The 20,901-nt window shown below is 63.7% G+C and carries 14 protein-coding genes; 9 read left to right on the top strand and 5 right to left on the bottom strand.

Annotation, left to right across the window (positions count from 1 at the left end):
* Positions 1-10: 10 nt before the first annotated feature.
* From G4223_RS09090 to G4223_RS09105, 4 genes are all read left to right on the top strand, one after another.
* Entirely contained in the window at positions 11-1,342 is a 1,332-nt protein-coding gene (locus tag G4223_RS09090) for a dihydroorotase (RefSeq protein ID WP_163678152.1), read from the top strand.
* A gap of 878 nt (positions 1,343-2,220) precedes the next feature.
* Positions 2,221-4,203, top strand: a complete 1,983-nt coding sequence (locus G4223_RS09095) for a methyl-accepting chemotaxis protein (protein ID WP_163678155.1) — start codon at positions 2,221-2,223, stop codon at positions 4,201-4,203.
* Between the two features lie 83 nt (positions 4,204-4,286).
* Complete coding sequence (locus tag G4223_RS09100; protein WP_338086848.1) at positions 4,287-5,726, top strand: sigma-54-dependent transcriptional regulator; 1,440 nt, start codon at positions 4,287-4,289, stop codon at positions 5,724-5,726.
* Positions 5,723-6,994: a sensor histidine kinase gene (locus G4223_RS09105; RefSeq protein ID WP_338086849.1), complete on the top strand. Its 1,272-nt coding sequence runs from the start codon at positions 5,723-5,725 to the stop codon at positions 6,992-6,994. The genes G4223_RS09100 and G4223_RS09105 overlap by 4 nt, the downstream gene beginning before the upstream one ends.
* Here the strand turns inward: G4223_RS09105 and G4223_RS09110 are convergent.
* From G4223_RS09110 to G4223_RS09120, 3 genes are all read right to left on the bottom strand, one after another.
* The gene (locus G4223_RS09110; protein ID WP_163678162.1) at positions 6,991-8,853 is read right to left on the bottom strand and encodes a PAS domain S-box protein; all 1,863 of its coding nucleotides are present in this window, start codon (positions 8,851-8,853) and stop codon (positions 6,991-6,993) included. The two genes, G4223_RS09105 and G4223_RS09110, sit on opposite strands and share 4 nt — an antisense overlap.
* Positions 8,854-8,947: 94 nt before the next feature.
* The gene (locus G4223_RS09115; protein ID WP_163678274.1) at positions 8,948-9,997 is read right to left on the bottom strand and encodes a sulfate/molybdate ABC transporter ATP-binding protein; all 1,050 of its coding nucleotides are present in this window, start codon (positions 9,995-9,997) and stop codon (positions 8,948-8,950) included.
* Positions 9,998-10,399: 402 nt separating this feature from the next.
* Positions 10,400-11,383 (bottom strand): glycosyltransferase family 2 protein, encoded by a 984-nt coding sequence (locus tag G4223_RS09120; RefSeq protein ID WP_163678165.1) that lies wholly within the window; start codon positions 11,381-11,383, stop codon positions 10,400-10,402.
* A gap of 81 nt (positions 11,384-11,464) precedes the next feature.
* On the opposite strand from G4223_RS09120, the gene G4223_RS09125 reads away from it, so the two are divergent.
* Together G4223_RS09125 and G4223_RS09130 are read left to right on the top strand one after the other, a co-directional pair.
* Entirely contained in the window at positions 11,465-12,310 is an 846-nt protein-coding gene (locus G4223_RS09125; RefSeq protein ID WP_163678167.1) for a ChbG/HpnK family deacetylase, read from the top strand.
* The gene (locus tag G4223_RS09130) at positions 12,307-13,467 is read left to right on the top strand and encodes a 3-phenylpropionate MFS transporter (protein WP_163678169.1); all 1,161 of its coding nucleotides are present in this window, start codon (positions 12,307-12,309) and stop codon (positions 13,465-13,467) included. The genes G4223_RS09125 and G4223_RS09130 overlap by 4 nt, the downstream gene beginning before the upstream one ends.
* Here G4223_RS09130 and G4223_RS09135 read toward each other — a convergent pair.
* Complete coding sequence (locus G4223_RS09135; RefSeq protein ID WP_163678171.1) at positions 13,464-14,858, bottom strand: aminotransferase-like domain-containing protein; 1,395 nt, start codon at positions 14,856-14,858, stop codon at positions 13,464-13,466. The two genes, G4223_RS09130 and G4223_RS09135, sit on opposite strands and share 4 nt — an antisense overlap.
* A gap of 94 nt (positions 14,859-14,952) precedes the next feature.
* Here G4223_RS09135 and G4223_RS20215 point away from each other — a divergent pair, with 94 nt between their 5' ends.
* From G4223_RS20215 to G4223_RS09150, 3 genes are all read left to right on the top strand, one after another.
* Positions 14,953-15,156, top strand: coding sequence for a DUF1127 domain-containing protein (locus G4223_RS20215; protein WP_277395029.1), 204 nt, complete (start codon positions 14,953-14,955; stop codon positions 15,154-15,156).
* A gap of 136 nt (positions 15,157-15,292) precedes the next feature.
* A complete protein-coding gene (locus G4223_RS09145) occupies positions 15,293-15,721 on the top strand; it encodes a bacteriohemerythrin (protein ID WP_163678175.1) in 429 nt (142 codons plus the stop codon).
* A gap of 69 nt (positions 15,722-15,790) precedes the next feature.
* Positions 15,791-18,925 (top strand): HD domain-containing protein, encoded by a 3,135-nt coding sequence (locus tag G4223_RS09150; RefSeq protein ID WP_163678178.1) that lies wholly within the window; start codon positions 15,791-15,793, stop codon positions 18,923-18,925.
* A gap of 57 nt (positions 18,926-18,982) precedes the next feature.
* Here the strand turns inward: G4223_RS09150 and G4223_RS09155 are convergent, their stop codons facing one another.
* Positions 18,983-20,899: a propionyl-CoA synthetase gene (locus G4223_RS09155; protein ID WP_163678180.1), complete on the bottom strand. Its 1,917-nt coding sequence runs from the start codon at positions 20,897-20,899 to the stop codon at positions 18,983-18,985.
* Positions 20,900-20,901: the final 2 nt, after the last annotated feature.

Genomic DNA, 20,901 nt, shown 5'->3' on the forward strand with positions numbered 1-20,901 from the left:
GAGAATTTCCATGTCCCAGACCTATGACCTGATCCTCAAGGGCGGTACCGTCGTCACGCCCAACGGCCGCGAACAGACCGACATCGGTGTTCGGGACGGCCGTATCGCCGCCTTGGGCGGGCTGTCCGGCGCCTCGGCCGAAACCGAGATCGACGCCGGCGGTCTGCACGTCCTGCCCGGCGTCATCGACACCCAGGTGCATTTCCGCGAGCCCGGCCTTGAACACAAGGAAGACCTGGCGACCGGCACCGCCGCCGCCGCCATGGGCGGCGTGGTCGCGGTGTTCGAGATGCCCAACACCAAGCCCGGCACCACCACCGACGTCGAGTTGAAGGACAAGCTGACGCGCGCCCAGGGCCGCACCTGGACCGATCACGCCTTTTTCCTGGGCGCCGCCGCCGACAATGTCGACCATCTGGCCGAATGGGAACGCATCCCCGGCTGTGCCGGCATCAAGGTGTTCATGGGCTCCAGCACCGGCAATTTGTTGGTCAGCGACGACGAGACCCTGGCCCGCGTGCTGGCCCAAGGTTTCCGCCGCGTCGCCGTCCATTGCGAGGACGAATACCGCCTGATCGAGCGCAAGCAGATCGCCGAGGACGCCGGCCATCCCCGTGCCCACCATGTCTGGCGCGACGCCGAGACCGCGCTGCGCGCCACCCAGCGGCTGGTGCGGCTGGCCGAGGCGGCCAAGCGCCGGGTGCACGTCCTGCACGTCACCACCGCCGAGGAAATGGCGTACCTTTCCGAACACAAGGATCTGGTGACGGTGGAAACCACGCCGCAACACCTGACGCTGGCCGCGCCAGAATGCTACGAACGCCTGGGCACCTATGCCCAGATGAACCCGCCGATCCGCGAATCCCACCACCGCGCCGCGTTGTGGAAAGCCATCGCCGATGGCGTCGTCGATGTGCTGGGCAGCGACCACGCCCCCCACACCCGCGAGGAAAAGAGCAAGCCCTATCCGCAGTCGCCGTCGGGCATGACCGGGGTGCAGACCCTGGTGCCGCTGATGCTGGACCATGTCAATTCCGGCCGGCTCAGCCTGGAACGCTTCGTCGACCTGACCTCGGCCGGACCGGCCCGCATCTACAATCTGGCGGGCAAGGGCCGCATCGCGCTGGGCTATGACGCCGACTTCACCTTGGTGGACATGAAGGCCGAGCGCACCATCACCAACCAGTGGATCGTCAGCCGCTGCGGTTGGACCCCGTTCGACGGCGCCCGCGTCACCGGCTGGCCGGTGGGAACCATCGTGCGCGGCAATCCGGTGATGATGGACGGCCAATTGAACGGCGAACCCTCGGGCAAGCCGGTGCGCTTCCAACTGGCCTGCTGATCCCGGCCGAGCTTGCGATTGACGTGTTGACCGCTCTCTTGCCGCGGCGGCGGCGGTCGAGTGATCGCGCCCGGCAAGGAAGGCCAAGCGGTTTCCGACCAGATCATCGCGCCTTTAATCTGAAACATGTCCGGCGTGCCTGAGATAGTTCTGGCATTCCTCGGGTGTGTCGAGATCGCAGATGCTGCCGACGGCGTCCCATAGAGCGCTGAGGGCTTTCGCGCATCCTGGGCTGACGGCACTTCCGCCAGACCTGGCGTTCATCCGCCACTTCGGCGCGCGCGGCTTCGGTGGCCAGCAGCGTTTTTTTTGACGGTGAAACCGCGGGCCTTCAAGAAACGCGATAGCGATGCGGGATGGACCTCGACGCCCCGCTCGGCACGCAGCTTCGCCGCCAGTTCCGGCATGGTAATGTCCTCTTGCGCCTCGACCCACCGGATCAGATCGTCACCGTAAGGCGCAAGTTTGCCGCCCCCAGGAGGGCGGCCTTGCCGTGAGGGTTCCAGAGATCCAGTTGCCGCCATTCGTTGCGCGAGGCGCACACTGGTGGCCGCGCTTACCCCAAAACGCCGGGCTGCCGCCCGCCGCGTCTCACCACGCTCAATTTCCCCATAAACCCGGACCCGAAGGTCGGCCGATAAGCCTTTGCCCATGATCCACCTCCAAGAATGGTGAATCACATCTCAGGCGTTTGGGGAATCCCTTTCGATTCAGGTTTCGCGCGCGATGCTCTAAAGCCGCCCCCTTTCGGAAGTCAGGAACACTCTTGCGCCCCGGCCCGAACAAAATGTGTGCGCATCCCAGCCTTTTCCTTATGCACAAATCAAAGGCACTCATGATAGGATGATTACAAAAGTTGCACGCAAGGAGAGGGGCATATGGCGCGCCTGCGGATTTCAACGCTCGCTGCGGTGTTCGGCGTAGCGGTGATTGGTTGCATGCTGCTGGTCGGGGGCATGGGAGGCATGGCCCTCTCCCAACTCAAGGTAGGGGGGGCACTTTATCAGCGCATCATTCTTGGCAAGGATCTGGTGGCCGACATCCTGCCGCCGCCGGAATACATCATCGAATCCTACCTGGAAGCGACCCTGGCGCTGAACGATCCCACCGGTTTCGCCAGCCGCCGTGCCCGTCTGCTCCAACTGCGCAAGGAATACGACGAGCGCCACGCCTTCTGGCTGGAGGCACCGCTGCCCCAACAACTGCGCGACAAGCTGGTCCAGGAGGCACACGCCCCCGCCATCCGCTTTTATGACGAAGTGGAAAAACGGTTCCTGCCCGCCTTGGCCGCCGGCGACCACGAGGCCGCCGCCACCAGCTACGCCAAGATCAGTGCCGCCTATGCCGCGCATCGGGCGGTGATCGACGTCATCGTCGCCGAAGCCAACGCCTTGAACCAAGACATCGAACAGCAAGCGGCCGGCGACGACCGCCAGTTCGTCGCCGCCATGTGGGTGGTGGTCTTGGCCGCCCTGGCGGTGGTGGCGGGTGGTGTCGGGCTGTTGTTGCGCGGTGTCGTCGGCCCCATGGCCACCATGACGGCGGTCATGAAGCGCTTAGCGGCCGGCGACACCCAAATTGCCGTTCCCGCCGCCAACCGGCACGACGAGGTCGGCGACATGGCCGCCGCGATCCAGGTGTTCAAGGACAACGCCCTGGCAACCGAAGCCATGCGCCGGCAACAGGAAGATGACCGCGCCCGCGCCGAACGGGACAAGCGCACCGCACTGGCGACCATGGCCGACACGGTCGAACACCAGACCCGAGCCGCTGTCGAGAACGTGGCCGAACGCAGCCGCGCCATGGCCGCCAACGCCGCCGGAATGGCCCGCGCCGCCGCCTCGGTCACCAGCAGCAGCCAAAGCGTCGCCGCCGCCGCCGCCCAAGCCCTGGCCAACGCCCAAGCCGTGGCCGCCGCGTCCGAACAATTGTCGGCCTCGATCGGCGAAATCGCGGGTCAGATCGGCACCGCCCAGGCGGCCACCGCCGAAGCGGTGGAAGCCAGCGAACAGGCCGGTAATACCATCAGCGCGCTGAACGCCACCGTCGGCCGGATCGGCGAGGTCACCGAACTGATCCGCGCCATCGCCAGCCAAACCAATTTGTTGGCCCTGAACGCCACCATCGAGGCCGCCCGTGCCGGCGAAGCCGGCAAGGGCTTCGCCGTGGTCGCCGGCGAAGTCAAAAGCCTTGCCACCCAAACGGCACGGGCCACCGAAGACATTTCCACCCTGATCGCCGAGATTCAAAGCACCACCACCCAGGCGGTGGGCGCGGTCCGCCAGATCGCCCATGCCATCCGTGGCGTGGAGGTGGTTTCGACGGCGGTCGCCGGTGCCATCGAACAGCAAGGGGCCGCCACCGGTGAAATCGCCCGCAACGTGGCGCAGACCTCGGACGCCGCCCGAGAAGTGGCCTTGCGCATCGAAATCGTGTCGTCCGAAGCGGCGATCGCCGGCCAACAGGCCGAAGAAGTCAACGGCCATTCCACCGAAGTGGCCGCCAGCGTCGCCGACCTAAGCCAGACCTTGATCCGCGTCGTACGCACCGCCACCGACGACGTCGACCGACGATCCGCCCCTCGCCAAGCAATCAAGCTTGCCGCCCGTCTGCGCCATTCCCATGGCGAGACGGCATGCCGGACCATCAACCTGGGAACCGGCGGAGCCGAAATCCAGGGGTTGTTCGCCGACTGCGCCATCGCCAGCCGGGTCGAATTGATCCTTGAGGGAATACCTCCCCTGCAAGCCACAATCTGTTCGCTGGATGACGGAAACACCCACCTGTCCTTCGACAAACCCTGCGCCGACCGGCTCGACACGTTTCTGGCACGGGCGGCGGCAGGGCGGCAAGCGGCTTAGCCTCCTTCCACGGTGGTTGATTCCTTTCCATCTGTGCGGCCAGAATGGACCCTTGCATTCCCTTCCGGCCGCAAAGGACCGCCGTGAGCTCACTGCCCATCATCTTGGTCGTCGACGATGAACGACAGTCGCAAGAGGCCCTTCGCCGCGTTCTTTCCGACGAATTCCGGGTGCTGACCGCGTCCAACGCCAGCGAGGCGGAAACCGTGCTGTCCAGCGAGATGGTGCACGCCATCCTGTGCGACCAGCGCATGCCCGGCACCCAGGGGGTCGAGTTCCTGAAATCGGTGCGCGAACGCTGGCCCGACCCGGTGCGCATGATCATCTCGGGTTACACCGCATCCGAAGACATCATCGCCGGCATCAACGAAGCCGGCATCTACCAATACATCACCAAGCCGTGGGAACCGGACGATCTGGTACGCACCATCAAGGAGGCCCTGACCCTTCTTGAACTGCAACAGGCCAACGCCAGCGCCTCGCTCGACCTCAAGATGGCGCCGGCCGCCCTGGAAACCGCCGTCGCGACCAAGACCACCTCGCTCAGGCGCGCCCATCATTTCGACCGCATCGTCCACCATGCCAAAAGCCCGCTGGCCGACATCATCGACATGGCCGGGCGGGTGGCGGCCTTCGACATCTCGGTGCTGATCACCGGCGAATCGGGCACCGGCAAGGAATTGCTGGCCCGCGCCATCCACTACAACTCACCGCGCGGCGACAAGCCGTTCGTGGTGGAAAACTGTGGCGCCCTGCCCGACCAATTGCTGGAATCCGAGCTTTTCGGCTGTAAGAAAGGGGCTTTCACCGGCGCCTATGAAGACCGTATCGGCCTGTTCGAACAGGCCAACGGCGGCACCATCTTCCTGGACGAGATCGGCGAGACCTCGCCCGCCTTCCAGGTCAAGCTGTTGCGCGTGCTGCAAGAAGGTGAAATCCGCCCCTTGGGCGCCCGCCTGACCCGCAAGGTGGACGTGCGCGTTATCGCCGCCACCAACCGCACCCTTGAGGACGAAGTGCGCGAAAAGCATTTCCGCCGCGACCTCTATTACCGTCTGGCGGCTTTTCCGCTGCATATCCCGCCGTTGCGCGAACGGCCCATGGACATCCACCTGTTGGCGGAACGGCTGTTGGCGGAAACCCGCAAGGGTTTTGGCAAGCCCGTCCGCGCCTTTTCCGACGACGCGCTGGCGGTGTTGAAATCCTACGACTGGCCGGGCAACGTGCGCGAGTTGCAAAACGAAATCCAGCGCATGGTGGCCCTGGCCGAAACCGACATGCTGGAACTGGAGCTGGTCAGCCCACGTATCCGGGCCCGCGCTTGTCCCGGAGGCCGCGCCATCGCCGAATCCCACCAGCGCCGAACGCTCAAGGATCAGGTCGAAGCGCTGGAAGCCCAGATTTTGGGCGACGCGCTGACCCGGCATCGCTGGAACATCAGCCGAGTGGCCGACGAATTGGGACTGTCGCGCGTCGGTTTGCGCGCCAAGCTGAACCGCTACGGACTGGAGCGCACCGGGTGAGCGACCAGGACTTCGCCGCAGCCCAGGAGATCGCCTGGATCGAGGTGATCAAGAAGATGGAGGAGGTCTATTCCGACCTCATCTCCTATGAAGTCGAGTTGGAAGAAAAGAACTCGGCGCTTGAGGAGGCGCAACGCTTCATCACCTCGGTACTGTCGTCGGTGTCCGACATCCTGGTGGTCTGCGACCAGCGCGGCGCCATCCAGCAAGTCAATCTGGCCTTCCTGCGGCTCACCGACATCGCCGAAGTGGATCTGCTGGGCCAGCCGGTGGACGACCTGTTGGCCGAGGAGGTCGGCCCCCTCAGCTATTGGCTGGAGGCCGGTCCCGGCAACGACCGCGAAGTCCGCTTCAAGCTTCGCGACGGCGGCGTTTCCGAGCCGGTGGCGCTGACCTGCGCCACGCTTCTGGACCACCGCGGGTTGCCGGCGGGCATGGTGCTGACCGGGCGGCCGGTGGGCGAGTTGCGCCGCGCCTACGAGGCGTTGAAACGTGCCCAGGCACAGTTGGTGCAACAAGAGAAGATGGCGTCATTGGGCCGGCTGATCGCCGGGGTCGCCCACGAACTCAACAACCCCATCAGCTTCATCGTCGGCAATGTCCATGTGTTGTCCAAGTATCGTGAGCGCCTGGAAACCTATCTGGCGGCTGTGCATGGCGGCGCCAGCGCCGCCGAACGCGAGGCGGCGCGCGGCACCTTGCGCATCGACGCCATGATGGACGACCTGCCCGACCTGATCGAAGGCACGCGAGAGGGCGCGCAGCGCGTCGCCGACATCGTCAAATCCTTGAAGCGGCTTTCTTTCTCGGACGCCGGGGCGGCCCAACCGGTACCGTTGGCGGAACTGACGCGCAAGGCGGTGCAATGGGCCGTCAAGGGACGCAACAGCGCCTCCACCATCGTCCAGGAGATTCCCGACGATCTGGAGGCCTTGGGCCGAGCCGGCCAGATTCATCAAGTCCTGGTCAATCTGGTGGAGAACGCGCTGGACGCGGTGGCCGACCTCCCCACCGGCCGGGTAGAGGTCAGAGGGCAGCAAACGAAAGCCATGGCGGTAATCGAGGTCGCCGACAACGGCTCCGGCATCGCCGAGGCCGACTTGTCCAAGGTGTTCGACCCGTTCTTCACCACCAAGCCGGTGGGACAGGGAACCGGATTGGGATTGTGGATTTCCTACGGCATCGTGCGCGACCACGGCGGCATGCTTGAGGCGGAGAACCGCCCCGGCGGCGGTGCCTTGTTCCGCATGACGTTGCCGCGAGATTAGGACGCTGCCGCGGCCCGACGTTCCAGCGGCGGTGCCTCCCTCAGGGTGAAGAAGAAAGCGCAGCCCTCTCCTTCCTTGGATTCCACCCAGATGCGGCCGCCGTGACGATTGATGATGCGGCGGACCAGGGCCAAGCCGATTCCGGTTCCCGGATAGGCTGCTTGAGTATGCAGGCGTTGGAAGATGCCGAAAATGCGCTCCTGAAATTCCTCGCCGATGCCGATGCCGTTGTCGCGGACACAAAAGACCCATTCCCCGCCCTGTCCCGGCTGGGCGGAAATATGGATCTCGGGAGCCCGTGCACGGTGGCGGTATTTGACCGCGTTGCCGATCAGGTTCTGGAACACGCTGGACAATTGCGGCCCGTCGCCCAACACCCAGGGCAAATGGTCAATCGTCACCTTGGCGTCAAGACTGCCCAACAAGGAATGCAGGTTGGCCATGCTGTTGGACAGAACCCGGTCGCAATCCAACGGCTCGAAGTCGCCACCTTGGCTGTCGACACGGGAATAGCTCAGCAAATCCTGGATCAACGCCCCCATGCGTTTGGCACCGTCCACCGCATAGCGGATGAAGGTGTCGGCTTCTTCGTCCAAATGGCCGCGATAACGTTTTTCCAGCAATTGCAGATAGCTGACCACCGACCGCAACGGCTCTTGCAGGTCGTGCGAGGCGACATAGGCGAATTGCTGAAGGTCGGCGTTGGATTGTGCCAGCGCGTCGGTCTTGTCGCGCAATTCGGCCACGGCCCGGTCACGGTCGGTAACATCGACGATGATGGAATGCAGCAAGGCCCGCCCGTGAAAGGTACAGGGGCCGGAATAGACCTCGACCTGTTTGATCTCGTCATGCTTGGTGCGATGGGGAAAACGGAAAAACAGTCGGCTTTCGCTTCGCGCCCGATCCATTTCGGATTTTATCTGCTCGGGCGGCAACGCGTTGATCTGGGCGATGTTCATCCGTCGCAATTCGTCAAGCGTCCAACCATAGAACGCCGCCGCCGCCGGATTGGCGTCCACGATCTGCCCGTTGAGCGGATCAATCAGCAACTTGACCGCCCGGTTGTTTTCAAACATCTGACGATAAAGCAGTTCACGCTCGCGCATGGCCTGTTCGGCGGCGATACGCGCGGAAATGTCGGTCACGGTGGTGACACGGATGTCTTGGCCGTCGATGGAAATGGCGTTGCCGCGCATTTCCACCGGAAAGGTACTGCCATCCGCCCGTTTCAACGAAACGCGATAGCGTTCGGAACAGCGTTCCTCGACGTGCAAGCTGACAACGCCGTGTTCTTCGGCCGGCAACAAGCTCAGGTAATGCTGCCCCACCACCTCGTCACGACGGCGCCCGACCATGCGCAACAGGGCGTCGTTGACGTCAACGATGGTGCCATAGGCATGAAGCACCATGCCCTCGCTGGACAATTCCGCCAACCGGGCGAAACGTTCCTCGCTGGCCGTCAGCGAAGCGATGGCCGCGTACTCTTTCGTAACATCCTGGACGATTCCCAGGATTTCAATGACATCGTCAGCTTCGGAGCGAAGGATGGAGCGGTGGATGCGAACCCGCCGCATCACGCCGTCGATGCGGCGCACTTCCATCTCATGACAGGTCGGCAATTGTTGTGCCCACACCTCGGCGCTTTGGTTCCGGCACAAATCCGCATGCCCCGGAGCGATCAGGTCGGCGACGGTTGCCCCCACAATCTCGCCGACGGGCTTGCCAACCAAACTTTCGAACAAGCCGTTGCAGGCGACATAATGCCCCGACCGGTCCTGGACGAACGCAGGAAACGGCAAAGACTCAAGAAACGAGCGTTGCGACACCCGGAGTGGCGAGGAGAGAACTTCACGGGGCATACGCCCTCCCGGCACAATGCGCACACAAAAACACACCCAGAAGATATAGTTCCATGGAGGGAGAATCGCAAGACGAAAGTAGTATTAGAGATATCTACTCCACGTCCACGGGGAACAGTTTGGCGGCCCGGACCATCACCCGAACCTCGGCACCTGGCGCCAACGCCAAACGTTCATGCTGCTCTCGGGTCAATTCCGCCTCAAGGGTGACGCCCCCGACGACCAGTTCGGCACGGACCACCGGCCCCAGAACATTCAAGTGGCGAACATGTCCCACGCCCCCTTCGGAAGAGGCCGGGCGAACGTCCACGTCGTGGGGACGGATGAAGGCGGTTCCCGGTCCGCTGTGCCCCATCCCGCATGACGACGTCAGAACCAATCCCGCGATCTCGGCCCGGCCATGGTCAAGGATGACAGGCAACGCGTTGACGTTGCCCAGAAAGCGGTAAACGAAGGGGGTGGCGGGCCGGTCGTAAATGTCGGAAGGGGTTCCCACCTGCTCGATCCGTCCCTTGTTCATCACCACCACCTCGTCGGCGACTTCCAACGCCTCTTCCTGGTCGTGGGTGACGAACACGCCGGTCAGCCCCATGTCTTCGTGCAGACTGCGCAGCCACCGCCGCAGATCCTTGCGCACCTGGGCATCAAGTGCACCGAACGGTTCGTCCAGCAACAACAGACGCGGTTCCACCGCCAGGGCGCGGGCCAGGGCGACGCGCTGGCGCTGTCCACCCGACAATTGAGCGGGATAACGCCTGCCCAGACCGGACAATTGCACCAACCCCAGCAATTCCTCGACCTTGGCCGCGATGGCCGTTTTGGAGGGGCGAGCCCGCCCCTTGCGCACACTCAGGCCGAACGCGACGTTTTCCGCCACGGTCATGTGGCGAAACAGGGCGTAATGCTGAAAGACGAAACCGACACCACGGTCGCGGGTGGGCAAGGTGGTGGCGTCGGCGCCATCCAGCACGATCCGCCCCTGATCAGCGAAATCCAACCCGGCCAGAATGCGCAAAAGCGTGGTCTTGCCCGACCCCGATGGCCCCAGCAAGGCAACCAACTTGCCGCGCGGCACCGACAGCGACACATGATCCAGCGCGGTGAAGGCGCCGAAGCGCTTACTCACCCCGTCGGCCACGATCATCGGCGAGGCATCGGCCGACATGGAATTATCGGCGACCGGCGAAACCCAGGACGGCGCAAGGTCGGACAAGATCATGTTCATGGCAAACACACTCCAGACAACGGCGTCAGGCGCCGGGAAGCAACGAGGCGGCGAAGGCCGCGAAAGCGACCACGAACAACACCACCCGGCCGAGATACAACCACTCATCATCGATGAAACTGGGCATATGCCCTCCTGACCCGATACAAACAACACTCATTTACCGCCGCGCAAGCGCAATGGTCAACAATTTCATCACTACAAAACGTGATATTTTATATAATAACACATTTTTTATGTTATTCATGCCCATGCCCCCTCCGCACGGAGAGGCACCCTGGGCAGTGTTTCGATAAAGCGCCGCCGGTCAGGCTTTCATCGTCAGCGCGGTTCGTCCTTGGTCTCGGCCTCGAAACCGACCGCTTGGCGGACCACGAACAGCGGCCGCTGCTTGACCTCGGAAAACACCCGCCCCAGATACTCGCCGATGACCCCCAGGCTGATCAGTTGGACGCCGGAAAAGAAGGTGATGGCGACGATCAAGGACGGGTAGCCGGGAACATCAATGCCCAGGATCAAGGTCTTCACTATGAACAAAAGACCGTACAAAAGGGCGAAGGCCGCGACCAGCATACCGGCGAACGTCCACACCTTGAGCGGCACCGAAGTAAACGACGTGATGCCGTCGATGGCCAACCGCCACAGGCGGAAGGCGTTGAACTTGGTCTGTCCGGCGGCGCGCGGCGCCACGTCATAGGGAATGGTGACTTGGCGGAATCCCACCCAGGCATAAAGCCCTTTCATGAACCGGGTGTGTTCGGGCATGGCGTTCAACACGTCCACCACCTTGCGGTCCAACAGACGGAAATCACCTGCCCCGCGCGGCAACTGGACCTCGGACACCCGCCCGAACAACTCGTAGAAAACTTTGGCGGCACTGCGCTTGAAAGCACTCTCGTCGTCGCGGCCACGCCGCACGGCGATGACCATTTCATAGCCTTCGCGCCATTTTTCCAGCATTTCGCCGATCACTTCGGGGGGATGCTGTAAATCGGCGTCGATCATCACCACACAGCGGCCGCGCGCGTGCTTGAGCCCGGCGGTCAACGCCAGTTCCTTGCCGAAGTTGCGCGACAGTTCCACCAGCTTTATCCTGGGGTCGCGGCCATGATGGTCCACCACCCGCGCCACAGTGTCGTCGCTGCTGCCGTCGTCGACGCAGACGATTTCGTAGCTTGCATCCAACCCGCCCAACACCTGGGCCAGACGGTCGAACAGCCCGTCCAAATTGCCCGCTTCGTTGAACATGGGCACCACCAGGGACAGAATCGGCGGGGAAAACGGAGAAGCGGACGAATTGGTCATGGCGACAGCCTCGGAGGGGGGGGACCGGAACTGGTCGGCAGTGTGAAAGAAAGCCCCCAGCGGGTCAACGAAAGCCCCATCATGACAGCCCCCCTGTCCTCCATCACCCTGTGCGCCGACGATTACGGCCTGGCCCCCGGCGTATCCCAAGCCATCCTGGCGCTGATCGAACGCGGCCGGCTGCAAGCCACCGGCTGCATGACCGGCAGCCCATACTGGCCCAGCGCGGCCCCCATGCTGCGCGTCCTGGAACACAAGGCGGACGTGGGCGTCCACCTGACGCTGACCGATCAGACGCCGTTGGGAACCATGCCCGACCTGGCGCCCAACGGCCGTTTCCCGTCATTGCCGGTCTTGTTGAAACGCGCGCTCACCCGGCGGCTTGACCGCGCTGAAATCGCCGCCGAACTGGAGCGCCAGATCGACAGCTTCGAGCGGCATTTCGGACGCCCCCCGGATTTCCTGGACGGACACCACCATGTGCACCAATTGCCCGTCATCGGCGAGGTGGTGGTGGATTTGTGGCGACGGCGATTGGGGGAACGCGGCTGGATCCGATCCTGTGTCGAACCGCTCCCGGCCATCCTGCGTCGCGGTGTCGATCCCGTGCGTGCTTTGGTGATCTCCTCGCTGGGGCTTGGCTTTCGCCGCCGGCTGCGGGCGTTGGGCATCCCACACAACACCTCGTTTCGCGGCGTCTACGATTTTTCCGGCCGCGTTCCCTTTGACCGATTGTTCCGCCGCTTCACCGACGCACCGGGCGAGCGGACGCTGATGATGGTCCATCCGGGCAAGGTGGACGACGCCTTGCGCGCCGCCGACACCCTGACCCGCCAGCGCGAGGTGGAATTCGCCTTCCTGGCCTCGGATTCCTGCGCCTTCTCGCTGGCCGAGCGCAAGATCACCCTTCGCCGATTGTTTCCATGACCGTCAACCGGTCCGAGGCGTGGAACGCGGCGCTGCGCCTGGGGGCCTATTATTCCGCGCTGTTCATGGCGGTCGGCATTCAATTGCCATTCTGGCCGCTGTGGCTCAAGCATCACGGACTCGACCCGTCGCAGATCGGTTTGGTGCTGGCCTCAACCTATCTGGTCAAATGCATCGTCAACCCGCTGGTTGGCCATCTGGTCGACCGGCGCGGCGAGCGCCGCCGCCCGATGGTGTGGCTGGCGGTTGCCGCCACCGTCACATGGCTGGGCTTCACCGTCGCCGATGGTTTCTGGCCGATTTTGCTGTTGACCATGGTGTCGGTGGGATTGTGGAGCGGCATCATGCCGGTCGGCGAAGCCCTGGCGCTGATGACCACCCACCGCCACGGCATCGATTACGGGCGCGTGCGGCTGTGGGGATCGCTGGCCTTCATCGCCACCGCCACCTTGTGCGGACGCTTGCTGGTCGGGCATTCGCCGGATGTGCTGGTGTGGATGATCGCCGCCGCGCTGGCGTTGACCGCCCTGTCCTGTGCCGCCTTGCCCGACACCCGTGTCGCCGTGGCCGAACGGGGCGCCGCGCCGCCCCTGCGACCGTTGATCACCAGTTCAGCGTTTTTGCTGTTCCTGGCCGCCGGCAGCCTGAATGCCGCCGGACACACCGTTTATTACGCCTTCTCGACCATCCACTGGAAAGCCGCCGGCATCGCCGACGACACCATCGGCTTGCTGTGGTCCGAAGGCGTGGTGGCCGAAATCATGTTGTTCGCATTGTCGGGCCGGGTGGTTCGGCGCTTCGGCGCCACCGGATTGTTGCTGATCGCCGCCATCGCCGGGATCGTACGCTGGAGCGTGCTTGGCCTGACCTGCGAGGTGCCGGCGCTGGCCGCCGCCCAGATTTTGCACGCGGCGACCTTCGGCTGCACCCATCTTGGCGCCATGCATCTGTTGCGCACCGTGCCGGCCGGCCTTGCCGCCCGCGCCCAGGGCATCTATGCGGCGGTGGCGATGGGCGTCGTTCCCGGCCTGATGAGCCCCGTCACCGGCCATCTGTACGAGACGCTGCACGGTCACGCCTTCTTCGTCATGACCGGACTTTCCGCCTTGATGGCGGTGGCGGCGTTCTACCTGTTCCGGCAAAGAACCGCGCTTTAGACGGTCAACCGCGGCAAAGCCGGCGGCGTTGCCAAAATATCGGCGACGATGGCAAGACCCGTCCGCAATTGCTCGCGGTCGGGCGGGCACGACACCGACAGCCGCACCCCGTCGCGAGCCGGACGGCCCACGGCGAAGGTTTCGGTGGGGGCAATGGCGACGCCGCGTCGCGCGGCCTCGGCGATCAGGTCGGCGCTGCGCCACGGCGGCGCCAGAGGCAGCCAGACATTGAAGGACGGCGAATGGGGACGAACCTGTTCCCCCAAAGCCGCCACCGCCAATTCGGCGCGGGCACGCGCCTCGTCACGCTGGCCGGTGGCGATCTCGAAGGCTTGTCCGTCCTCGATCAGGACACACGCGGCTTCAATCAGAACCGCCGGCAGCGACAGCGTCAAGGCGCCAACGGCGGAATCGAAATGTCCGCGCAATGCCGGCGGCACGGCGGCGAAGGCGGTTCGCAGACCGGGACAGACACTTTTCGACAAGGTGCTGAGATAGACCGAGCGTTCCGGGGCGTGGGCCAGGATCGGCGGCGGCGCCTCGGGATCAAGGAAGCGGTGCACCCCGTCCTCGATGATGAAGGCGCCATGGCGGCGGGCGGCGGCGGCGATGGCGCGGCGGCGGTCGTCGGGCAAGGTCATGGTCAACGGGTTCTGCACCGCCGCCGTGGTGTAAAGGACCTTGGCCCCCTTGGCGAAAGCGCGCTCGACCTCGTCGGGAAGCAATCCCTGTTCGTCCATGGACACCGGCATCAACGTCCGGGCCATCAGGCTGACCGCCGACTTGATGCCGGGATAGGTGTATTCCTCGACCGCGACGCCGTCGCCGGGAACGGTCATCACCGACAACGCCGCCAGGATCGCCTGTTGGCTGCCGGCGGTGACCGCCACAAAGTCAGGGGCCACCCGCACCCCGTCCATGCCCGACAGCCATGCCGCACCGGCGGTGCGCTGGCGCACGCTCAATGATTCGAAACGATAGGACAACAAGGCGGACAAGTCGTTTCGTCGCGCCAGACGGGCCAGCACCGGACCGACCGCCCATGCCCCCTGGTCGCCGTCCGGGCGGTTGACCGCCATGTTGATCAGGCCGGATCGCAGGTCGGCCGCTTCGTTCAGATATTGCGCCAGCGCGCGGTCGCCATGGTCTGGATCGCGGACGAAAGTGCCGCGTCCCACCTCGCCCGACAACAGCCCCTGACGCTCGGCCTCGGCATAGGCGCGGGCCACGGTGCCGACGGTGACTCCCAGCCGCCACGCCAGGTCGCGATGGGTGGGAAGACGCGTGCCGGCCACCAGCCGACCGGCGGCCAGATCGGCGGCGATGGCCTCGACAATGGCTCGATATTTGGGAACGCCGCCGCGCGACAGATCGGGAATCCAGTTTGACATGGTGTCAATGTTGTCATTGACACCTATGGCCCGTCAATGACTGATTCAATTGAACCCTTTTTACGGGGATTGAATCATGATATCGCAAAATTGGATGGGTTCAATTTCATCCCGCACCTGTGACGCCCCCTCTGCCACCTCGCTGCTGATCCGGGTGACCGATCACCTTCTGACATGGCTGGAACGCGCACACGGGCGAAGAATGTTGGCGACGCTGGACGAACGGATGCTGGCCGACATCGGCGTTGACCATGCCACCGCCCGAATGGAATCGCGCAAGCCCTTCTGGAAGGGGTGACACCTTGTCCCTGGCGAACGGCAATGGCGGCTATGACCTCGGTAGGGATGGGGGTGTCACCTGATTGTAAAGCCCCCCCTTGAACGTCAGCTTAAGGGAAAGCTGCATCCAGAACGGAACTTTCCGCGGAGGCCCCATGCTGTCCGATCTATCTTCGCTCACTCCGGCGCACAGCCTTCCGTGGTTCCCGTCGTTCGACGTGGGCGACCCGCGCATCGACGGCGAACACCGGGCCCTGGTGGAATGCGCCAACGAATTGTGTTCCCAGGCATCGGCATCGGTTCCGACCGCCCTGTTGCGCCGTGCCGGCCGCGAACTGATCGTCCTGGCCGAAGTGCATTTCGAAAGCGAGGAAGCGCTGTTCCCGCTGATCGGCTATACTGACCGCCAAACCCATGTGCGCCAACACCTGGGCATCCTGGCCGGCCTGGAAAGCCTGATGCTGCACCCGATCGCCGACACGCCGTCGCTTGCCGCCGCCACCGCCCGTCTGTTGCTGGTTGAACACATCATCCGCCACGACCAGGAATTCAAATGCTGGATCGAAGCGGCACAAGAGGGGTGAGCGGCCGGCTGTTTCCACACCACGCTTCTCGTATAAGATGTCCCCACTGCATGAATGGTGGGGAATCAGATGGGCGACGAGGCATGGAAACAATCCAGGTTGTGGCGAGAGATCGAGACCAGACGCGCCGCAGGCGATCCCGCCGCCGAGAAGGTGGCGACCTTTGTCGAAGGCTCCCTGCCGGACATCGTCAATATCCTGAATAGCGGGGGCACCCCGCATGGGCTGAGCGACTTCACCCTGCACGACGCGGACCATTCCGCCCGCGTGGTCAAATGGATGGAGCGGTTGCCGCCCGAAGAGACGTTTTCCAGACTTTCCGTCCATGAACTGGGGCTGCTGCTGCTGTCGGCCCATCTTCACGACATCGGCATGTCGCCGAGCATCGGCTTGGTCTGGCGCCATTTCAACTATCTTCTGAATGGTGAAACCGGCGACAATCGCATTTCCGACACGGACGCCGCCGCCATGAGCGGATGGCTGGCCGAATTCGACCCCAATTACACCATCCCGCTGACCCCCGACCAGCTTCAGGAACACGATCAGGTCACCGATTGCGCGGCCTATCTGACGGCCTATTACTGCCGCCACCGCCACAACGACTGGAGCGGCGACTGGATCACCCGCCACCTGACAGGAAACCAGCCTTACGCCGCTTGGAACACCGATCTCATCGCCTTGTGCCAAAGCCACCACTGGTCGCGGGACGATCTGGACAAGCTGGTGTTCCGCCACGTTCCCGGAACCAGCGAGCCGGTCAACCTTCGCTATCTGTCCATGCTGTTGCGCGTCGCCGACGTGATCGAGGTCGACCCGGAACGGGTCCCGGAATGCATCCGCGAACATCGCGAGGTGTCACGCACCAGCATGGATTACTGGCTGAAGGACCTGTGGCCGGCGGTGAACATCGAACAGACCCAGGGCGGCCGCATCATCCGTTTCGAGGCGACACCGCCACGGGCGCGGCTGCACCATGCCCTCGAGCAAACCGCCGCCCAGATCGACGCCGAACTGGCCCTGGCCCGCACCCTGGCGGACGAAGGCTGGTTCGCCAAGGGCAACATCGGCGAGACGGAACGGTGCAAATGGGACCTGCCCTATCGCGTTCATTCGCTGATCGAGGCGTTGCCCGACACCTACGAATACATCAACGGCAGCTTCCGCCCCAACACCCGCAAGGTGCTGGAGCTTCTGTCGGGCACCAACCTTTACGGCGACCGCTTCGCCGCCGTGCGCGAATTGATCCAGAACGCGTTCGACGCCGTCCGCTGGTGCGTCGCCGACCGCCTGTTGAAGGAGCACGAGCGCGACCCGGCCCTTGACCCGGAAAGCGCGCGGCTGCGCTTCGGCGACACCCACCGCGTCAGCCTGCGCCTGGAACAGGACAGGGAAAAGCGCTGGTGGCTGGAATGCCGCGACGACGGGCGCGGCATGACCAAACGGGTGATCGAAACCCAGGTGCTGGTCAGCGGCAACAGCCAGCGCGGCGAATTGAAGATGCTGGAAGCGCGGTGCCAGAAAGCCGGCTTTTCCTCCGAGGTCACCGCCCAATTCGGCATCGGCATGCTCAGCTATTTCATGCTGGCCGACCGGGTCGAGATCGTCACCAAGCGCCGTGGCGGCGATCCGGCGGCCAAGGGCGGCGGCTGGCGTTTCGAAACCGACGGCATCGGCACCTTCGGTGAATTGCGCAAGGATCCCCATTGCGACGAAGGCACCTCCATCCGCCTGCGCCTCAAGGACCGCGACGTCACCACCCTGTCGGCGGCCATCCGGGACGCCCTGATCCAGGAAGTGGTCTTTTCCCCCTGTCACCTGGATTACACCGGAACCGGCGGCGACCGACTGAGCATGGCACCGGGATGGACCCGGACCCTGTCGCATTACGTCCCGGATCTGGTCGGCAAGATCGACACGCATTCCCCTCCTTCCAGCAATTTCATCTCAAACGAACACAGCCGAAAAAAACAGCAGGAGGAGGAGCGCGTCGAACGCTGGCATGCCGAGGATTGCCGGCATGTCGCCCTTTTCCACGAAGAAAAGGACCTGTTGCGCACCGCGGCCGGCACAATCGTCGGCCGCTATCGCATCCTGATGCCCTATTTCCAGTTTCCAGACGGCGCCAGTCTTGTCTCACTCCACCTCAGAGACACCGACTTCGCCGTGTCAACGCTCAAGGACCATGCGCAATTTTGCTGGAAAGGGATCGCCTTCCAGGCCAAGCCACATCCCGACGCCACGGATGATTTGCCACAACGGGGCGGCTATGGCCGTCTGATCGAAATCGACCTGACCACCAACAACGGCAACAAGGTCATGGTCGACCGCAACACCGTGTTGCTGTCGCGGGAAACCATCCGATGCCTGGCCCCCATCCTGGCGCGATACGGCGACCTGACGGAACAGCTATTCCAATCCGCCATCCAGGGCCGCAAATACCACGAAATCAGCCGTGTCCTTCTGAAGGAAAGAGGCTTCCGCTCCCCCTTCGTACAGGCACTGCCCCCCGGAGATCACTGGCCACATTATCGCAAAGGTAAAGTGTGCTTCGACACCCTGCCCTTTCCTGTAAAGCCGCAAGGACACTGGAGGACACTTCAGTGGTGTGGTCAGGACCTCACCAGCACGACCCACGCTTCCGATTTTCCTCGCGCATGGGCGTCCGGCTATCCCCCGTCACGTCTGCTCGCCGTCGTCATCGGCGAACAGATAACCTCTGTCATTCCCCTGTGGGAAAGCCTTCCCCTGAACCATTCCCCCCTGAACGCGGTTCCGTTCCCCCCCGAATGGAATGACGTCATCACCGTGACGGGCTCTGAAGAATACCTCAACGTCAACCACCCCCTGGTCCAGGCCCTTCCGCCCGACATCGACGCGACAATACAGCCATGGCTGGCAACCCGACAGGATGCGCAGACGGTCACCACGTTGCTGAACAGTCCCGATGCCGCCATCGCCGTCTTCCTTTGCTGGCTGGCAGCAGACGGCGGCGACAGCTTCCGTTCCCTGTTGCGGGACGCCCCCCACGACATCGCGGAAAAATGGTGGAATCTGGTAAGCAAGGGGGGCACCATTCCCCTACGTTTCGCGTTTTCCGATGGAAATGCTTACGAGTTGGGCCGGGATGGCCGTTGGATTGAACGGGGCAAATTGCCCGTGCCCCAGGCAACCGAATGGCGGGCAAGCGTGGTTCACCCTGAATAACGAAAAAGGCCCCGGATCACTCCGGGGCCTTTCCCTGTCCGAAACAAAGGAAAACGCTTATTCCACCGCTTCCTTGCGGGCCTTGGAATAGCCGATTTCCTGCAACGACTCGTCGATTTCCTCCAGGATGGCGGGATCGTCGATGGTCGCCGGCATCTTGTAATCCTGGTTGTCGGCGATCTTTTGCATGGTGCCGCGCAGGATCTTGCCAGAGCGGGTCTTGGGCAGACGCTTGACGATGGTACAGCTCTTGAACGCGGCGACCGGGCCGATGGTTTCGCGCACCAGGGCGACGATTTCCTTGAGGATCTGGTCATTCGGCTTGGTCACGCCGGCCTTGAGGCAGACGAAGCCCAGCGGCAACTGGCCCTTGAGCTGATCGGCGACACCGATCACCGCGCATTCCGCCACGTCCGGGTGGCTGGCCAGCACTTCTTCCATCTGGCCGGTGGACAGACGGTGGCCGGCGACGTTAATGATGTCGTCGGTGCGGCTCATGACGTAGGCATAGCCGTCCTCGTCGATCATGCCGGCGTCGGCGGTCTTGTAGTAGCCGGGGAACTCGGCCATGTAGCTGTCGAAGAAGCGCTGCTCGGCGTTCCACAGGGTGTAGAAGGTGCCGGGAGGCAACGGCAGCTTGACCACCAGCGAGCCGGTCTGGCCGGGCTTGCACGGATGATGGCCTTCGTCCAGGACCTGAAGGTCCCAGCCGGGAACGGCCTTGGTCGGCGAACCGGGTTTGACCGGGAACAGGTGCAGGCCGACGCAATTGGCGGCGATGGCCCAGCCGGTCTCGGTCTGCCACCAGTGGTCGACCACCGGCACGCCGAGATTGGTCTGCGCCCACTTGATGGTGTCGGGGTCCGAACGTTCACCGGCCAGGAACAGGGTCTTCAGGCACGACAGGTCGTAGTTCTTGAGCAGCGCGCCCTCGGGGTCCTCGCGCTTGATGGCGCGGAAGGCGGTGGGCGCGGTGAACAGCGCGGTGATGTTGTGTTCCGAGATCATGCGCCAGAAGGCGCCGGCATCGGGAGTGCCGACCGGCTTGCCTTCGTAGACCACGGTGGTCGCGCCATGGAACAGCGGCGCATAGCAGATGTAGGAATGGCCGACCACCCAACCCACGTCGGACGCGGCCCAGAACACCTGGCCCGGCTCGATGTTGTAGACGTTCTTCATGGTCCACTTGAGCGCGACCAGATGGCCGCCATTGTCACGGACCACGCCCTTGGGCTGGCCGGTGGTGCCCGACGTGTAAAGGATGTAGAGCGGGTCGGTGGCGGCGACCGGCACGCATTCGGCCGGCTGAGCCTTGGCGGCGATCTCGGCCCAGTCGTGGTCGCGGCCGGCGATCAGTTCAGCCTCGGCCTGCGGACGCTTCAGGATGATGGTCGCCGCCGGCTTGTGGTCGGCCAGTTCGATGGCGTGATCCAGCAGCGGCTTGTAGGGAATGACCTTGGTGGTCTCGATGCCGCAGGTGGCAGAGACGATCACCTTGGGCTGGGCGTCGTTGATGCGGGTCGCCAGCTCGTTCGAGGCGAAGCCGCCGAACACCACCGAATGCACCGCGCCCAAGCGCGCGCAAGCCAGCATGGCGACCACCGCTTCCGGCACCATCGGCATGTAGACGATGACGCGGTCGCCCTTTTCCACACCCAAGGACCGCAGCGCGCCGGCGAACTTGGACACCTCGTCCTTCAGTTCGGCGTAGGTGATGGTGCGCTTGCTGTTGGTGACCGGGCTGTCATAGATGATGGCGGCCTGATCACCACGTCCCCCTTCGACGTGACGGTCGATGGCATTGTAACAGGTGTTGACCTCGGCACCGGCGAACCAGCGGTAGAACGGCTTGCGCGAGTCGTCCAGGACCTTGTCCCAGGTCTTGTACCAGCTGATTTCCTTGGCAGCCTCGCCCCAGAAAGCCTCGGGGTCCTGCAACGATGCGTCGTAGGCCTGTTGATAAGCATTGGTCATTT

Origin of the sequence: Magnetospirillum aberrantis SpK, assembly GCF_011022235.1 — a bacterium.
Classification (GTDB): Bacteria; Pseudomonadota; Alphaproteobacteria; order Rhodospirillales; family Magnetospirillaceae; genus Magnetospirillum; species Magnetospirillum aberrantis.

Coding starts and splice junctions, on each gene's coding strand:
- G4223_RS09090 (WP_163678152.1), top strand. CDS start 11: ATGTCCCAGACCTATGACCTGATCCTCAAGGGCGGTACCGTCGTCACG.
- G4223_RS09110 (WP_163678162.1), bottom strand. CDS start 8,853: ATGCCCCGTGAAGTTCTCTCCTCGCCACTCCGGGTGTCGCAACGCTCG.
- G4223_RS09120 (WP_163678165.1), bottom strand. CDS start 11,383: ATGACCAATTCGTCCGCTTCTCCGTTTTCCCCGCCGATTCTGTCCCTG.
- G4223_RS09130 (WP_163678169.1), top strand. CDS start 12,307: ATGACCGTCAACCGGTCCGAGGCGTGGAACGCGGCGCTGCGCCTGGGG.
- G4223_RS09125 (WP_163678167.1), top strand. CDS start 11,465: ATGACAGCCCCCCTGTCCTCCATCACCCTGTGCGCCGACGATTACGGC.
- G4223_RS09115 (WP_163678274.1), bottom strand. CDS start 9,997: ATGATCGTGGCCGACGGGGTGAGTAAGCGCTTCGGCGCCTTCACCGCG.
- G4223_RS09150 (WP_163678178.1), top strand. CDS start 15,791: ATGGGCGACGAGGCATGGAAACAATCCAGGTTGTGGCGAGAGATCGAG.
- G4223_RS09145 (WP_163678175.1), top strand. CDS start 15,293: ATGCTGTCCGATCTATCTTCGCTCACTCCGGCGCACAGCCTTCCGTGG.
- G4223_RS20215 (WP_277395029.1), top strand. CDS start 14,953: ATGGGTTCAATTTCATCCCGCACCTGTGACGCCCCCTCTGCCACCTCG.
- G4223_RS09155 (WP_163678180.1), bottom strand. CDS start 20,899: ATGACCAATGCTTATCAACAGGCCTACGACGCATCGTTGCAGGACCCC.
- G4223_RS09135 (WP_163678171.1), bottom strand. CDS start 14,858: ATGTCAAACTGGATTCCCGATCTGTCGCGCGGCGGCGTTCCCAAATAT.
- G4223_RS09095 (WP_163678155.1), top strand. CDS start 2,221: ATGGCGCGCCTGCGGATTTCAACGCTCGCTGCGGTGTTCGGCGTAGCG.